The 16,031-nt window shown below is 34.8% G+C and carries 17 protein-coding genes and 1 pseudogene; 2 read left to right on the forward strand and 16 right to left on the reverse strand.

Translation table 11 applies throughout. From position 1 onward, the window contains the following. Position 1 precedes the first annotated feature (1 nt). From ACSVDH_RS25510 to ACSVDH_RS25565, 12 genes are all read right to left on the reverse strand, one after another. Positions 2–427, reverse strand: a complete 426-nt coding sequence (locus ACSVDH_RS25510) for an HTH domain-containing protein (protein ID WP_439252640.1) — start codon at positions 425–427, stop codon at positions 2–4. Between the two features lie 239 nt (positions 428–666). Further along, positions 667–1,293: a DedA family protein gene (locus tag ACSVDH_RS25515; protein WP_439252638.1), complete on the reverse strand. Its 627-nt coding sequence runs from the start codon at positions 1,291–1,293 to the stop codon at positions 667–669. A gap of 247 nt (positions 1,294–1,540) precedes the next feature. Next, positions 1,541–2,245, reverse strand: a complete 705-nt coding sequence (locus ACSVDH_RS25520) for a class I SAM-dependent methyltransferase (RefSeq protein ID WP_439252637.1) — start codon at positions 2,243–2,245, stop codon at positions 1,541–1,543. 128 nt (positions 2,246–2,373) lie between these two features. Beyond that, the gene (locus tag ACSVDH_RS25525) at positions 2,374–2,838 is read right to left on the reverse strand and encodes an NUDIX hydrolase (RefSeq protein WP_439252636.1); all 465 of its coding nucleotides are present in this window, start codon (positions 2,836–2,838) and stop codon (positions 2,374–2,376) included. A gap of 107 nt (positions 2,839–2,945) precedes the next feature. Then, the gene (locus tag ACSVDH_RS25530) at positions 2,946–3,626 is read right to left on the reverse strand and encodes an MBL fold metallo-hydrolase (RefSeq protein ID WP_439252635.1); all 681 of its coding nucleotides are present in this window, start codon (positions 3,624–3,626) and stop codon (positions 2,946–2,948) included. 85 nt (positions 3,627–3,711) lie between these two features. Then, on the reverse strand, positions 3,712–4,197 hold the full coding sequence (locus ACSVDH_RS25535) for an AraC family transcriptional regulator (protein WP_299093266.1): 486 nt from the start codon (positions 4,195–4,197) through the stop codon (positions 3,712–3,714). A 268-nt stretch (positions 4,198–4,465) separates the two neighbouring features. Beyond that, a complete protein-coding gene (locus ACSVDH_RS25540; protein ID WP_439252788.1) occupies positions 4,466–6,118 on the reverse strand; it encodes a catalase in 1,653 nt (550 codons plus the stop codon). Between the two features lie 292 nt (positions 6,119–6,410). Continuing rightward, a complete protein-coding gene (locus ACSVDH_RS25545) occupies positions 6,411–6,884 on the reverse strand; it encodes a GNAT family N-acetyltransferase (RefSeq protein ID WP_439252633.1) in 474 nt (157 codons plus the stop codon). Positions 6,885–6,907: 23 nt separating this feature from the next. Continuing rightward, complete coding sequence (locus tag ACSVDH_RS25550; protein ID WP_439252632.1) at positions 6,908–7,429, reverse strand: GrpB family protein; 522 nt, start codon at positions 7,427–7,429, stop codon at positions 6,908–6,910. A gap of 49 nt (positions 7,430–7,478) precedes the next feature. Then, the gene (locus tag ACSVDH_RS25555) at positions 7,479–8,216 is read right to left on the reverse strand and encodes an MOSC domain-containing protein (protein WP_439252630.1); all 738 of its coding nucleotides are present in this window, start codon (positions 8,214–8,216) and stop codon (positions 7,479–7,481) included. 115 nt (positions 8,217–8,331) lie between these two features. After that, positions 8,332–8,670: a histidine triad nucleotide-binding protein gene (locus ACSVDH_RS25560; RefSeq protein WP_439252629.1), complete on the reverse strand. Its 339-nt coding sequence runs from the start codon at positions 8,668–8,670 to the stop codon at positions 8,332–8,334. Between the two features lie 137 nt (positions 8,671–8,807). Beyond that, complete coding sequence (locus tag ACSVDH_RS25565) at positions 8,808–9,836, reverse strand: DUF2332 domain-containing protein (RefSeq protein ID WP_439252787.1); 1,029 nt, start codon at positions 9,834–9,836, stop codon at positions 8,808–8,810. Positions 9,837–10,132: 296 nt separating this feature from the next. Between ACSVDH_RS25565 and ACSVDH_RS25570 the strand changes: the two genes are divergently transcribed. After that, positions 10,133–10,372, forward strand: a complete 240-nt coding sequence (locus ACSVDH_RS25570; protein WP_439252628.1) for a hypothetical protein — start codon at positions 10,133–10,135, stop codon at positions 10,370–10,372. Between the two features lie 293 nt (positions 10,373–10,665). Here the strand turns inward: ACSVDH_RS25570 and ACSVDH_RS25575 are convergent. The 4 genes and pseudogenes from ACSVDH_RS25575 to ACSVDH_RS25590 form a co-directional block, all read right to left on the reverse strand. Next, a pseudogene (locus ACSVDH_RS25575) lies at positions 10,666–10,859 on the reverse strand (carbohydrate ABC transporter permease); the annotation flags it as partial. Positions 10,860–11,003: 144 nt separating this feature from the next. Beyond that, on the reverse strand, positions 11,004–12,437 hold the full coding sequence (locus ACSVDH_RS25580) for a spore germination protein (protein WP_439252627.1): 1,434 nt from the start codon (positions 12,435–12,437) through the stop codon (positions 11,004–11,006). 350 nt (positions 12,438–12,787) lie between these two features. Further along, positions 12,788–13,294 (reverse strand): hypothetical protein, encoded by a 507-nt coding sequence (locus ACSVDH_RS25585; RefSeq protein ID WP_439252626.1) that lies wholly within the window; start codon positions 13,292–13,294, stop codon positions 12,788–12,790. A gap of 79 nt (positions 13,295–13,373) precedes the next feature. Next, positions 13,374–14,120, reverse strand: coding sequence for a YqjF family protein (locus tag ACSVDH_RS25590; RefSeq protein ID WP_439252625.1), 747 nt, complete (start codon positions 14,118–14,120; stop codon positions 13,374–13,376). Between the two features lie 208 nt (positions 14,121–14,328). Between ACSVDH_RS25590 and ACSVDH_RS25595 the strand changes: the two genes are divergently transcribed. Next, positions 14,329–15,753 (forward strand): FMN-binding glutamate synthase family protein, encoded by a 1,425-nt coding sequence (locus ACSVDH_RS25595; RefSeq protein WP_439252624.1) that lies wholly within the window; start codon positions 14,329–14,331, stop codon positions 15,751–15,753. Positions 15,754–16,031 lie beyond the last annotated feature (278 nt).

Below are 16,031 nucleotides of genomic sequence, written 5' to 3' on the forward strand. Positions count from 1 at the left end.
GTTAGTCTTGTTTCTTCGCCTTCCTCTCTAGTTCTTCTAACTTTTTTAAGAAGTCGTTTTCCATCTCTAAGAAAGCTATACGTGCTTCAGCCTTTTTTAGTTTTTCTTCTAATGTAAGATCCTTCGAAGATGGACGTCCTGTGCTTTCTTTTCCGCGACGCTCATTTTTAAAACCTTCTTCACCATACTTTTCATAAGTTTTTCGCCAACGTTTTAAACATTGTAGAGGCTTTTCATGGCCAATTATGTCTAGATCAAATCCATATTCAATGAAAATATCTTTTGGCCCTTTGCCATTTTGGTTTTCTTTAATGGCAGCAATTTTAAATTCAGGTTTGTATGAGATCGACCGGTCTGATACATGATTGACATTTGGGTTGTTCTCCAGTTGTTTACGTTGAAATTCATTAAAAATAATTTTACTCATATTAGTTCCCCGTTCTCTCTATTTGTTTTGATTATAACGGGTTTTCTATGATAAAACATAAAAAATCCCGAATAATGGAATTTTTTATAAGTGTCCATTATTCGGGAGACAGTTCACCCTTTTTTAAAAAGTCCTCTTTATAATAAAAATTTACAATAAAAAACTCGTCATCACAGAATGACTGAGTTTTTTATTGGCTAAATCTTATCAAGTGATAGGTCAAATCATTTGGCAGTCGTTTACTCAGATTCCCCTTTGTGAATGTCTTGTTGGTTTTTTAGCCGATTACGCCATTTATATAGAAAATAAACAACAATTGTACAGCATAAGATAAGTAAGATAACTAGCAAGAAATGCTCAATCCAAGCAAAAACAAACTGCCATTGATTCCCAAACACATAACCGATACCAATGAATACCAATACCCATAAGAATGACCCTATATAGGCATACAAAGCAAATGTCCGATAGGGTATATGCATGATACCCGCAAAGTAGCTGTTAAACTGTCTAACACCAGGCAAGAAGAAACCAAAAAGAAGCATTTTATTCCCATATTTTTCATAAGCATTTCTCGTTTTCTTTAAATATTTCGGCTTCAAATGCAGCCATTTACCGTATTTTTCGATTAGTGGCATACCAAACTTGTTTCCAATCCAATATGTAATTGTTATACCCAACAATACTCCTGAATACGCCGCAGCAAGCGCTGGTAGAAAATCGAGAATTTTTTTGTAGGATAAATATCCGGTGTATGCTAATGTCGAGTTTCCAGGAGGTATTGGGGAAGCAATTAGCTCCAAGGGAAGACCAATCAACAACACTAAATATCCATACTGAGCAAATAAACGTTCAACAATTTCCATAAACTCTCCTCATTCCCGCATACTATATTCATTGTGTTTACTATAGAGGAAAGACGGATTTCTTATGTCTATATTTTGTCCAATATTGTTAGTATTTGTTGATTATTTAACTTTATACAATAAAATACAACCAAACTTACATCCAGTGTCATTTCAGACCCTTTCCTAAAAGCAAAAAAGGAACAATTTCTCTCGAGAGGGATAGGGTGGATGCTGACGACTAGACCTGTGGGAACTAATAGTTAGATCATCTACTTTTTCTTACAACGTAAGTTATTGCATTTGTTTTTAATAATATATCTTCATTATTCCGTACTATTTTGAATTCCAAAGGCTTTACTAATTGCATTAAAACTTCCCATCCATCGTAATTACGTTGTAATTTGCGGATCATATCTTCTGTACGGATGTTAATTTCTATTAAGGCATCTACTTTTTTATTTGTTTTTATATCAATCTCTTCTACTCCCGAATTGATAATAATGCAGTTAATTCCATCTATTTTTGTTCCTTCTTCCATTTGCCTAAAGACATGTTCAAGGATCGTTTCTGAAGCCACATGCTCTAAACTAGATACAGCAACAATGAGGTCATAGCTATTTTGTTTAATTTGATAATCCCCTATATCAGCTTTTTCTAATACAATTACATCATTAACACTATATTCTTTACTGTATTGATCCAATTTTTCTAACGCCGATTTTAATAAATCAACACAGACAACCTTACCATTATGATTTTTAATCGCTTCGGCTATAGGAATACTGTTTCTTCCCACTCCACACCCTAAATCTAATACCTGGATATGGTCTTTTTTTAATAAAGGCAGTAAATCCAGCACTGTTTTAACGGGTTTAGATAGCCAAGAACCTTCTTCAAATAGTTTATAATTCTCGTAACAAAAATCATGGTACTTCTTTTCCTCTTTACGAATAAAATCAAGTTTGTTCATAGGTTCATCCTCCTCCGATAAACATTCTATATTGAATAAACTGTTACCCTCTTTACTATCAAAAAAACGATCCTTCGTTTATTGAAGCATCGATCTCATTAGTAAAGAAAAAATCATTATATTTTATACTAATTTATTATTGGTATTTCCTTACCATTAACCCAATCAAGTATAAACAGTATTTGGCGTGGATTTATATGAACAGGCAGATCGGTCTTTCGGAAAAACTTGTGATCTCTACTTTCGACATCAACTTGTTTTAACTTTCCTTTGTATTTTTTAGAGATAAATATAACTTGAACACTAAATACCTTGTCTCCATTCGGATATCGAACAAAGCATTGCTCTCCTGAATATATACCAAACAAATCTAAACTAGTTACATTTAATCCAGTTTCTTCATAAACTTCTCTCTTCGCTGTTTCTTCGAATGTTTCTCCAACCTCCATCATTCCACCTGGGATACACCAATTATCTTCATCAGTACGATGCTGTAATAATATCATACCGTTATCTTCGATAATAACCCCACACCCTACTGTTAATAGAGTTTCGTGACCAATATGCTTTCTCATTTCCTTTATATATTTCAATTTATTAATCGCCTTCCCATAATAATTTAGATGGAACCGCATACTTTTAATCTTTCCATTAAATAAAAATGCCATTTTTCTTATTAAGAAATAGTGTCCCTTTACCACTAAAAAGTAAATTTTCCACCATGATAACAATAGTAATGTTCGGCTTTAAGATTTTTAAGCTTTGCCAAAGACTGTTTTGCTTTCTCAAGATTTAAACAAAAGTGTGGGTTAGCGATGGCTAATTCATGATTCTCTTTAACTGCTGCATCACCTGTTATGACGCTTTTTAAACTAGGAAAATATAAGGAGATATGCCCTGAAGTGTGACCAGGTGTTGCTACTACTTTGCATTTGTTATTCAAAATCATATCTCCATCTTGTACCTTTCTATCAATTGGGACATGCTTCAAACTTTTTAACTGCTGTATAAACCACGCTCCAAATTCTTGTTCTTCATCCGGCAAATTTTCTAGCATTTCTTCGGCTTGAACCAATCTCTCTGACTTCTTTTCACCACAAATGTATTTTGATTCTATTTCACTAGCTATAATGCTTATCCAGGGATACTTTTCTTTGAAATCATATAAAGAACCTATGTGATCATCATCATAGTGAGTAATGATGATATTTTTTAGATTTTTCATTTCATATCCACTTTTAATAATTTCATTTTCAATTAACGTCAAAAAATTAGCATACCCTGTATCGACCAGGGTTAGTTCATTATTCAAGATAATTAAACTAGGATATATGGTATTTTTTTGTCCATTAAATTCAATTGGCAGTTCTATTATTTTCATCTTTCCTCCATACTCTCTTTCTCTCATTTCCCCACAAAAATGGCACGTTACGCCAGATTGATGAAACAAAAGGTACGCAATTTGTTTATTGATTTTTTATCGGTACATATAAATCAACCTTGCATTTCCCTTCTGGATCTTCAGCAGGATTATTCAAATTAAATTCAAGATTAAACCGGTCATAATCAGCTTCATACTTGCTAGTTGCTAACCATTCTTCATACATATATTTATAAGCAAGATTCAATTTTTCCGGTGTATCATAAAATGAATACAAAGCATATTGCCCGCCATCTAGCTTTCTAAATTGAATGCCATTATGAATATGTTTCTCCTTTTCAAAACCCTCTGGAATCGTAACACAGGCATCGTGACGACAATTTTCTCCATATACATCATCTGGGTTATCTAATGATATTCCGATAAAACTTTGTTTAGGTGGATAAAGTCCATTATTTACTGCCCAATTAACCAATCGTCCCCAATGATCTTCTGTTGATTTAAAATAACTTCCAAACCGTCTAACAAAAGCTACCTCTAATTCAGGCAATTCCTTTATGGCAATGTTCATTTTTATCATCTCCTAAAATGTAAATAGTTTCCTTTAAGAGCATTCGCTATCCAACATAAAATTTCCTTTCATAAATCAAACTTCCTGTTTATTTGTCAAAAAAAAAAAAAACAATGCCATTCTAATAGCATTGCACATGATCGCTTAACAAGTTATAAATCAAATTCTCAGCTAATAACACTTGTTTTACAAAAGTTTTTCCATATAAAAAGGGCTGCCCAGTCAGGTTATAATCACTAACCATCTAAGACAACCTATTACTTCTTCACTAATAAGGATCAGCTTCGTGGCTTTTGTTCACAGCATCTCTTGTTGCTTCGTTCGCAGCTAATGATCCTTGACCATATTTCGATTGACCTGCTTCACGGCCTGGAACCTTGCTTTCTGTTTCCATTTCTTTCATTTCTTTCATTTTCATTTCTAGAGCTTCTTTTACACGACGGCCATAGTCTTCATCTGCTTGTGTGAAGTGCTCAATCATGGCATCCTGAATTCGTTTATTACATGCTGCAAGAGCTTCGGATAGGTTTTTGATCAATTCATCGCGCTCCCAATCTTCAAAGCTGCGGTATGTGTGACCCGCTTGTCCGTAGTTGTTAGGACGATCAATAGGCGCACTCATTGCTGCCGCATTATACGTTGGCTGATGCGGCGGATGATTTTCTTTACCTGCCTCCTCAAAGCCGCCGAGCATCGATGGTTCATAGTTAATATGCGGATTTTCTCCAGACTCTTTCGGATCACGTATATCCATTTGGCCGCGGTGCTGGTTCGTACGAACAGGAGCTTTCGGTGCATTCACAGGCAATTTCAAATAGTTCGCTCCTACACGATAGCGCTGTGTATCGGAATATGAGAATGTACGGCCTTGCAGCATTTTATCGTCTGAAAAGTCCATTCCATCGACAAGAACCCCTGTACCAAAGGCTGCTTGCTCAATCTCTGCATGAAAATCCACTGGATTGCGATCTAGAACCATCCGACCAACCGGCAACCATGGAAACTTTTCCTCCGGCCAAAGCTTCGTATCATCGAGCGGATCAAAATCAAGTTCCGGATGGTAATCATCCTCCATAATCTGGACAAAAAGCTCCCATTCCGGATAATCTCCACGCTCAATCGCTTCATATAAATCTTGCGTCGCATGACCTACGTTTTTCGCTTGAATTTCGTTTGCCTCTTCTTGTGTTAAATTACGGATCCCTTGCTTCGGCTCCCAGTGATACTTCACCAGCACAGCCTCACCTTTGTCATTTACCCATTTATAGGTATTTACCCCAGACCCCTGCATATGGCGGTATGTAGCGGGAATCCCCCATGGAGAGAATAGGAATGTAATCATATGCGTTGCTTCAGGTGTACGTGAAACGAAGTCAAACATGCGCTCAGGATTTGGCACGTTCGAAGCAGGATCTGCTTTAAATGCGTGAATCATATCAGGGAACTTCATTGCATCACGGATAAAGAAGATTTTCAGGTTGTTCCCAACCAAATCCCAGTTGCCATCTTCGGTATACATTTTTACTGCAAAGCCGCGTGGGTCTCGTGCGGTTTCCGGCGAATCCTTCGCTCCTGCCACTGTAGAGAAGCGAACCATTAACGGTGTTCTCTTCCCTGCACCGGAAAATACCTTCGCGCGAGTATACTTTTCTACCGGTTCGTCTCCAACTTTTCCGTAAGTTTCAAAGTAGCCAAAGGCTCCAGTTCCTCGGGCATGCACCACACGCTCCGGCACCTCTTCTCGATCAAAGTGGGAAATTTTCTCAATAAAATGGTAATTCTCTAGAGTTGCGGGGCCACGATTGCCAATTGTACGGATATTTTGGTTATCCCTTACAGGATGTCCCTGGCGTGTTGTCAGCGTCTCACGTTTCACATCTTCTCCGTTTGAAGCATTCAACTCTTTATTTTCTGCCAAAATGAAACCCTCCTCAAAAATAATTACTCCTTTATCTTCCATCTAATTAGAAAATTTATACAGTAATAAGTTCATTGAATAAAGAAAAGCGATCCTTCCTTAATGAAGAATCGCACATAATTGATGAACAGCCAATAACTGTTCATTTTGATAAAAATATTTACTTTCGTTCTTCATTAACCTTAAAAGCCTTGGGTATATATGTAGCTATCACTATTTTTCAAATAATGATTCTCAAAAGAACACCCATCTTCATCAAGAAATAAGCCTATTTATAAAATAAGCAGCTTTTTAATTAAACCAACTGTTTCACAAATAGGACTCTATCTTGATTTGGTCCATCATAGTCAGTAAAGACAGAAACACCATCAATTGTTTTATCTCCTTTTTCAATCTCAAACCCCATTTTGGTATGATACGCTATCGAAGCTTTGTTAACAGGAGACGTTACACAGCGGACAATGTTCCGGTCATTTTGTTTCACTTTATTAAAAAATTCGTTGTATAATGTTTTACCAATATTATGTTTTCTGTAATCAGGATGAACTCCTATAAAGTGAATATATGCCTCATTAGGATGTGATTGAGATAGAAAGCCTATCAGAAAACCTATTATTTCCCCTTCCTTTTCAGCAACGAAACTTGTGTTTGTAAAATGATCAAAGAATAATTTCGATAGCTTATCAGACATTTGTCTTCCGCCCCACCACTCATTTATTAGAGGTGATATGGCATAGTAGTCTGATCCTTTTACTAAACGAATTTTCATTATTAGTCCCCTCTAGTTTAAAACTAATTATTAAAGAAACTCCATTTAAGAGATTTTTCAACAAGCTCATTTACAAAAGCTTCTTTCTCCTTTTGGTACCGATGCGTATCAATTGGAAACTGTTTTGCTAATACAAGTTTTAATTCACCATATTTTTTTGCTTCTTCTGGATTGTTTAACAAGTAATTTTTAAAACTTAAATGTTTTTCGATATTCTCGTTACCAACTTCATAGATATGTACATGGTGGGTTCTTTTCTCTTTCCCTTTAGGAAAGTATCTTCTGCCAGATATTCCGTTTTCGCCTCTTGGTTCATATCCTAAAGACCTCATTTTTTCATTGTATAAATCAACATGTTCAATATTACTAACTACTAGTAAAATATCTATTATTGGTTTTGCATACCCTATTGATTTTACAGAGGTACTTCCAATATGAAAAATATCAACCAATTCATCTCTAAATAGTTCCTTAAGGATCCTCTCTTCACTAGCGTATAATTCGGCCCATTCTTTTGACCAGGGAACAATTTCAGTTTTTCTCAACTAACCAACTCCTTTTTTACTTAATTGTAAAATAAAGACGCGTTAGTAATTAAACGCGACATCTTAGCAAAACCACTTCATCACCCAAATGAATTTGGCCGGTCTTTATAACAGAGGCATAAACGCCAAAATGATTTTCTCTTTCCTTTACAACTGTTTTAAGCAAAGAGGCATCTCGGTCTGCATTTTCAGGATCCACGGTAATAATCATGCATCTTTCACAATGCCTTTTTAATTGGATTTCTACTTCACTTCCAATTTTGAGATGTCTTCCGAACCATTCTTCTTCTATAAACGGAATTTTTTCCTGTAACGATATGAGTAAATTAGGCCGGAACCGTCTATAATCGACATCTGTTTTTCCCCATATATCCTTTAATTTCATTAATGAGGCATCTGTTACAAGTTGAATATGTTCTTCTTCAATTGCCCCTAAAGGTACACGGGCAGGTGTATAGGTAATCGGCGAAATGTTTCGTTTCGATTTCCTTGCGATTTCTTCACGGAGTTCTTCATCTTCCCAATTCATAACCTTTCCCTCCGGCGTTATGACTTCCACTTTGGGGTATTGTTCCATTGATTCTTCTCCTGCAAATCTTGCTTTATATGTAACCATCTCTGGGAATTGAGTGATCGTTAAAAACTTTCCCTTTCTCGTATCATCTAGAAAAGCATGGCTGCGGTCCCCGTATAAACCATATTCCATTATGTTTGTTTTTTTCACACTCTCCCCGGAAAATGACTTCACAGGATGGCGAACAATTTCCTTAATATGACCGATTAACATGTGACTCACTCCTTCTATTAAATTTTCCCTGCTTCGCTAATATGTTGATCATCAAATAGTACGCCGAAGATCGTTATTGAACTAAAGGTGAACCCGTTCATTGAATAAGTACCAATTACATTTCCCACTTAAGCTGTCTTCCTCCAATAATATGGTAATGTAAATGATAAACCTCTTGTTGTCCGTGAGTTCCTGTATTAGTTATGACTCTAAAACCCGTTTTATCTACACCCAGCTTTTTTGCTACTTTTTGAATTCCCATATGTATCTTTAGTATTACATTTTCATCTTTTTCTGTTATATCAAGTATGTTTTCTATATGTTTTTTTGGAACAAGTAACGCGTGAACTGGTGCACTAAAATGTAACCCGTAAAATGAAATGACATACTCATCTTCATAAATGATTTTTGCTGGAGAATCTCTATTAATAATTTTACAAAATATACAATTCATCACCTGGACCCCTTATTAGTATTTCTTATGTACATTACTTGATCTTCAAAATAACTGTTCTGTTAGTCGAATAAGAAAAAGGATTGCCGCAGCAACTCCTCGTAGAAGTATTTCTCTCATTCAATTAAAATGAATTTCTATACTATATTCCACTCAAACCATCTTCCGTGACCATCAGAATCCCCAATAGTTCGATTGTATTCATTACCCCCAATAAAATAATCAAGGTGAAGTTTTCTATCCCACATATTATTATAAAGATGAAAAACGTCTCTATTAAAACCGATTTTTTTTATGTTATCTATAAGCTTATACTTTAAATCTTCTGGTATTTGATTTGCAACGTGAGTATGGAAAATACAAATAGCAGTATCTTTAGGAAGTGTTTCAATAACTTTAGTTAATAAATCTACTCCATCTCCTTCAATAAGTTCTACAGGATATTCCTTAAAACAACTAGCCGCCCTCTCGAATAATTCTAATCTTTCTCGGTGTTCCGGCCAAATAAGAGATTTCAGCCATAGATAATCTTCTAAATTTCTTAGGTCACATATATGTAAATCTAGTCCAATTTTCGTAGCTATTGGCGGACTTTTAATAAGTAACGTGGGAATATTTTCTCCTATAATTTCAGAAGTTATATGAACACTCGAATTTTCATTTCCATAGATTTCATTAGTTCCGTAAGAATAGCTATACTTGTCCCATAAAAGTTGAAGACCAGCACTAGTTCCAATTTCAATTAATGATAAAGGCTTTTTTATTTTATTATAAATAAAACAAAAACTTGGATACAGGTACGCACAACGCCTAACTTCATTAGTTTGTACCAACTTGCTTTCAATAATTGAAATAATTTCATCTCTATAAAGTTTACAAAAATTCTTAAAATGGCTAAAAGAATTCTCTACTTCCTGTGGTTGTTCAACTATGCTTGGATAATATTCTCTTAAATCGTGCTCTTTACCGTTTAACAAGAGGTAATGAACAGCCGCCAAAAATAAGTTAGGAACTGGTTGTCCTTCCTTAGCTTTTAAACATAAATCAAGCATTTCATCATCTTCAGCAATTTTTAGAGATAAAAACTCATATAGTTCACTCGAACCTTTACATTCCCCATTAGCAAAATTCTTAAATCGTTGAGATATTTGAGCCTTTTCCAAAATCATTCCCCTTTATTTAGAAAATTCAGCAAACACACCCTTATATTACCATAAATATAGGTTCTTCTTACATTAAGACCCTTCTATATCAACAAATCTTATTCAACAATCGGCCCAATTGTTGAATAAGATCCTATGATAAAACTAGTTCACATACGATGTTATCGGCAATGAAAGAGGTCGGGAATTTTTGGATATTGCCCCTTTTTGATGACATAAGAATCAAAAAACAGTCTTTTAGCATAAAAGGTGATCTTTATGTACAAAACATAAAAGAATATAATCATAGGAGGATTAGAATGAATCACGAACTGGATTATGATCGTGACTATGACAGCGAAGATGAATTATCTAAAAAGTCACTAAATCAAAACTTACAAATGTCGTTAGAAAGAGAGAATGAAATGATGAAAACATACTTAATTATGGCTGAACGTATACATGACAATGAAGAACTACAAAACCGACTGCGTAATTTTGCCGAGGGTAATGCTAAACGTTCTCGACAATTGATGGATGAAATAAAAAATAATGTATAGGCTATTCATTCTTGATTAACAGTATGAAGCATTATCTGCATTAAAAAAGGATCTTCCAGAGATCCTTTTTTAATTAATATTTTGAATACTTTTAATTTATCTTTTTATTATCTTTACTCCGTTCTTTAATAAATATTTATTTTCGAAGAAAACCTAAGAGGGAGATAGAGTCCTGATTTCATGTTAATTTAAAAATGAGCATCAATGCTTTTAAACAAGCACTTAGCGGATTTTGTATCTGTCAATTCAGTAGCTAGAAGTCAATTCCAATCGATATCCTGTACTAGAACCCATTATTTTTCCCCTGTAAACGTAACTCCTTTTACAAAGTATCGATTAAAGAAAGCATATAAAATCAAGACTGGCATTGTAAAAACTATGGATGCAGCCATGATATAGTTCCAGTAACTTATGTATTGCCCTTCCCCAATGGAAGCCTGAACATTTCTACATCTGACATCACAATGAGAGGCGTAATAAAAACGTTGTCAATACTTTTAGACTTACAACGCCAAGGAAATTCTAGAAAGCGTTTATTACAGAGCTTGTCGCGCACGCCCTTTTCTTGAATAACGCACTAATGAAAAATGTTGACAAACTTTGTTAGAAGAAAATTTTGATTAACTTATAACTAGTTATTGTCAGGGTATGAGTGCTTACTATTAAGTAAGGATTTTAAATCACCTCTATAAAGAGTATCTTTTAACTCTTCGTATCTAAACGGGATTAATGGCGAAAGATAAGGAACCCCTGCAGACTTAAGATTTGTCATATACAAAATGAGGATTGTTGTGCCAGCAATTAAACCAGTAAATCCAAAAAAATTAGCAATTAATAAAAAAAGGAAACGCATTGTTGCCATTGCATCTGCTAAGCCTCTATAGATGATGACAAAGCTTGTTAAAAAAGTAATTCCTATGGTAATTAGGCCTGCAGGGTGAATGATTTTAGCTGTTACAGCAGTTTCACCAATAACAATTGCTGCAACCAAAGATAAAAGAATGATTGAGCTTTTAGGTATACGGAAAGTAGCATCAATAAGAATTTTTAATAAAAATAACAAAAACATCATTTCCCAAAATGCAGGTAATAATTCACCATCAGAAAAAAATGACTTTACTACTTTTTGGGAATATTTGTTTTGATGGAAGTTTTCTAATGTTACATAGATTGCTGGCAGATAAACAGATAAGATAAAACCAATAAAGCGGATAAATCGGGTTGTAACTCGACCTGCTTTTAAATAATAATCATCTGGCGTTTGAAAAGCATCTATAAATAAGGAAGGTGTTATAATAGCGAAAGGACTACCATCCACAATAATACCTACCTTTCCTTCATACAAAGCCGATGCGAGAACATCTGGACGTTCTGTTGTTTTGTTTAAGTTAAAGATACTTTTCTGTCCTTCAATTACTTCTTCAATGATTCTGTCTTCTATTATGTAATTAACAGAGAGATTGCTTAAACGTGATTGAACTTTTTCTAACACTCCTTTATCGACGATTCCATTCATATAAATCACTGATATTTGTGTTTTTGAAATTAGTCCAATCTCTTTATTTTCTATACATAGCTTGGGGGATTTAATCATTGAACGCAGAATATTAATATTCGTTTTGAGTTTTTCTGTTAAACCAATAACAGGTCCTTTTGGTGTACGTTCTCCTAAAGCTTCTTCTATACTTCTTTCATTCCACTTTGCAGTCTCTACGATCATTCCAATGTCATGACCTTCAAATAATATAGCTGATTTGCCATTAACTATTGCATCCGTTATTTCCTGAAACGTTGTTACCGTTTGTACATTGGGCGATACAATGACTTCATTGACTAAATTTATAATATTGTTTTTTTCAGATGTTTTTGTAAAATTAAGTAATGGTTTAATCACAAAAACCTGTAATATTTCCGAATCAATAATACCATCAATATAAATAATGGCTGCATGTTCTGATTTTTCCATACCAAACTTTAATTTTCTCACGACTAAATCAGATGTTTGATGAAATAAATTATTAATATGCTGGATGTTGTTTTCAAGGTTTTTTTCAATATGATCCAATTAATATTCTCCTCAAGATTAAAGAATTTAGCTTTATTATGTGAGGACCTTATTGATTTTATTTATTCCTATTCAACATAATGGTCCTATATAATTCTCTTAAAATGGCTGCTTTTCAATGCCCTATTAAAATAATGAGTTAATCTCATATTTTGCGCCTTTTACCTCCTCGCTTAAAGCACAATCGCATAAAGTAATATGAAATGGTGAATAATGTAGTCCTATAAGTTAAGAGCCCATAATAAGTCCGATCTCATAAAGTCTGACTTTCTTCTTAACGAACGCTATACTTTGCATTTAAAAATTGGTCAAATCTTGAATTACGCTAAAGTTTTTCTTTAACCCTCAACTTAATTTTTATTACTTGATAACCTTATGTTTTTATAACCAGATGCCTTCGTAATTGATTGTTCCACAACGTATTGAAAGCCATAGATAATTATTGCTAAAGATACATTTATAAAATACCAAGCAGTGTGTGTCATCTTAATAAATTTGACAACACCAAATTTATGCCCAATGTAAGGCATAGGATATGCGTTAATTAAATCCAAAACCATATTTGTGATTAAGTACTTGGGGAAATTCCCATATGTTAATCTAAATATCCATAATGTTGCTACAAAATAAGGACCTAATATATATGTAAAATCGATTGGCCCAGGAGATATAGGGTTATTGGTTTTCCACCATTTCTTTTTGGTACAGATTAGACTAAATACACTTAAAAATAAATTGATAAAACTTGCAACAGGTAAAAACCTAAAAAAATTTCTTTTTCCCATAAAAGGGACGGTTAGCCAAGGCAAAATTAATGTAGCTAACGAGAATGCAATTTTTGTATTAAATTTAACCATTCAGCTCAAGCTCCTCCTTAAAAGGATATTGTGATCTTCACTATTCTTGAAAGAAACAATTTCCGATAGCCCCGCTTTACTAGAACTGTACTTTCTTTATATTCCAAATAAGCGAGTCGACACCTGTCGAAAAATGAGCGATCGGTGTTACTTCAGATAGGTCAAATTGATAAGGTGTAAAAAGAGTATTCTTAACTACTTCTACCTCTGCTTTTTGCAGCGGCCAAGGCCGATGATGTATATCTCCGCAAAAGATGTTGACTCCTTTTTTCGAACTATACATACAATATCGCTCTGTAAGCCAATGATCCAGCGTTCCTTCTTTTGGACAATATACTTCCGATACAGGAACGTATTTCCCCATAAATGATATCGGAGCACTTTCGTTTCCTTTACGAATACTATGGCAATGAAAGGTTTGTCCTTCTTTTCGAAAAGATATTTCAGCCGAATGATAGGGTAAATGATACCAATTCTTTGCTATCTTTAAGGATGCCCAGTTCTCAACATCAATAGACATAAAATAAATTCCGGGCTTGCCATTACATGTAACATATGTTCTTACATTGATTTCTGGAAAGCTAGGTGTTAAGGAAACAGATGATAGTCCAAGAGGATAGATTCCCTCTATAACGAATAAAATGATCCCTAACCAAGCGGAGCCATTAAAGGTGTCAACTTGTAATGCAGAAGGAATATATGGACGCAGTTTTTCAAGTGGAATCGGCCAATGCAAAAACAATAGATTTCTCCAAGTTTGCCGCATAATATATTTTTTCGATGGTAATGGAAAAGGACGATGAATGAAGTCATTTAATAAGTTCATATAATTGACCTCCTCCTTACAAGAAAGTAGCAAAGTAAAGTGATCAACTTAGAGATCTTTTGTAGTCTTTCCGTTGAAGGAAATTTTAAACATATACCTTCCACGATAAGCTTTAGAGTGTAATTTAATAGCAAATGTTAATTATCTCTTCTCTTTGGGCAATAATGGCAAATAGCTTGTTAATATATACAATAGTGGAGAAATGATGATGACGTACTTTTTATTTTATGTGTCTATTGCTGTGATCTCAATATTATTAGTTATCATTTTATTCGTACTTGTTGGTTGGCGTTGGATCATGAAACGAATGGTGAAACAAATAGGAAAAATCATCCTAACCGATAGTTATCAAGAAAATCTTATTGAGTTACTACCAGGATTACGGCATATGGGCATTCAAAATATGCTAGAAAACAGCTTACGTGCCGAATCAGGCGACATTCTTCATCGCCCGCTTGGATCATCAAAAAAGTGGCCACATTTGGATCCAATTACGTTTATCCCTGCACAAACAACACCATTTCCTATTGACGGTGACGAAGATGTGGATGTGAAGGTAACAATCGGACCAAAAGCAAAAAAACCAATGAAAATAAAAATTCCCATTATGATCAGCGGCATGGCCTATGGAATCGCGCTAAGCGAGGAAGTGAGAATTTCTTTGGTGGAAGCAGCTAAAAATGCAGGAACGGCAATTAATTCTGGTGAAGGCGGAGTTTTACCTGAAGAATTGGACAAAGCAGGAAAATATATTTTACAGTTTGCTAAAACAGATTGGTCAAAGGAAGAAGCTCTTATTAAACGTGCAGACATGATTGAAATTAAATTAGGGCAAGGTGCACTATTCGGGGTTGGCGGAAGAATTTCACCTAAAAATTTAACAGGTCGTGCACGGGAAGTGATGGGACTTAAGGAAAATGAGGATGCCGTGATTTATGATAATTTCATTAAAAATCAAACATTAGAAGATCTAAAGTCACTTGTTGAGGAGCTTCGAGGTTTTACTGGCGGTGTTCCTATTGGTGTAAAAATAGGGGCAGGAGGAAAGATTGAAGAAGATCTTGATCATATAATATCCCTAGGCGTAGATTTTATTACGATTGACGGGGGACAAGCAGCCACACTAGGTGCGGCGCCTATTTTATCTGATGATATGGGTATTCCGACCTTACATGCGGTTGTCCGGGCTGTTAATCATCTAGAAAAGAGAAAGATGAAGGAGGAGATTAGTTTAATTGTCTCAGGAGGGCTATTAGTACCTGGGCACTTTTTAAAAGTACTTGCACTTGGTGCAGATGCTGTATGTGTAGGTTCAGCCATCTTATTTACCGTTTCACATACCCAAACTCTCAAAGCACTACCTTTTGAACCACCTACACAAGTTGTTTGGAATGAAGGAAAATTTAAGGATAAATTTAAGATCGAGGAGGGCGTTAAAGCAGCAGAGAAATTCTTAACATCAAGTACTGAAGAAATAAAAATGGCATTAAGAGCAATGGGAAAACGCTCATTAAAAGAGCTGTCAAAAAAAGATTTAGTATCTTACGACGAGTTAACGGCTAAAATGGTCGGTATTCCATTTTCATTTGAACCTTGGGAAGACATGCAAATAAAGAATAACAATGAAAGTTAGATATCACCCTGCTTTCCGCGGGGCGGGCTGTGAGCATTCCATGCGTAAACGCAGCATAGGTCTCACCTGTCCCGCTGCTTCCTTGTCTTGCTTAATGACTATTAAATTTACTTTTCAAAACTGCTATTATTTATTTTTAATCTCTTCCAATAAAGATATAATCTTATCATTTTGCTCAATGATTGTTCGATTTTGATTTCTTAATTTTGTAAAATCAAACAAATATACTAATAAAATTATGACGATAAAGAAACCCATACCTTCACCCCTAACTACTT

This window comes from Metabacillus sp. Hm71, from assembly GCF_051842955.2.
Classification (GTDB): domain Bacteria; phylum Bacillota; class Bacilli; order Bacillales; family Bacillaceae; genus Metabacillus.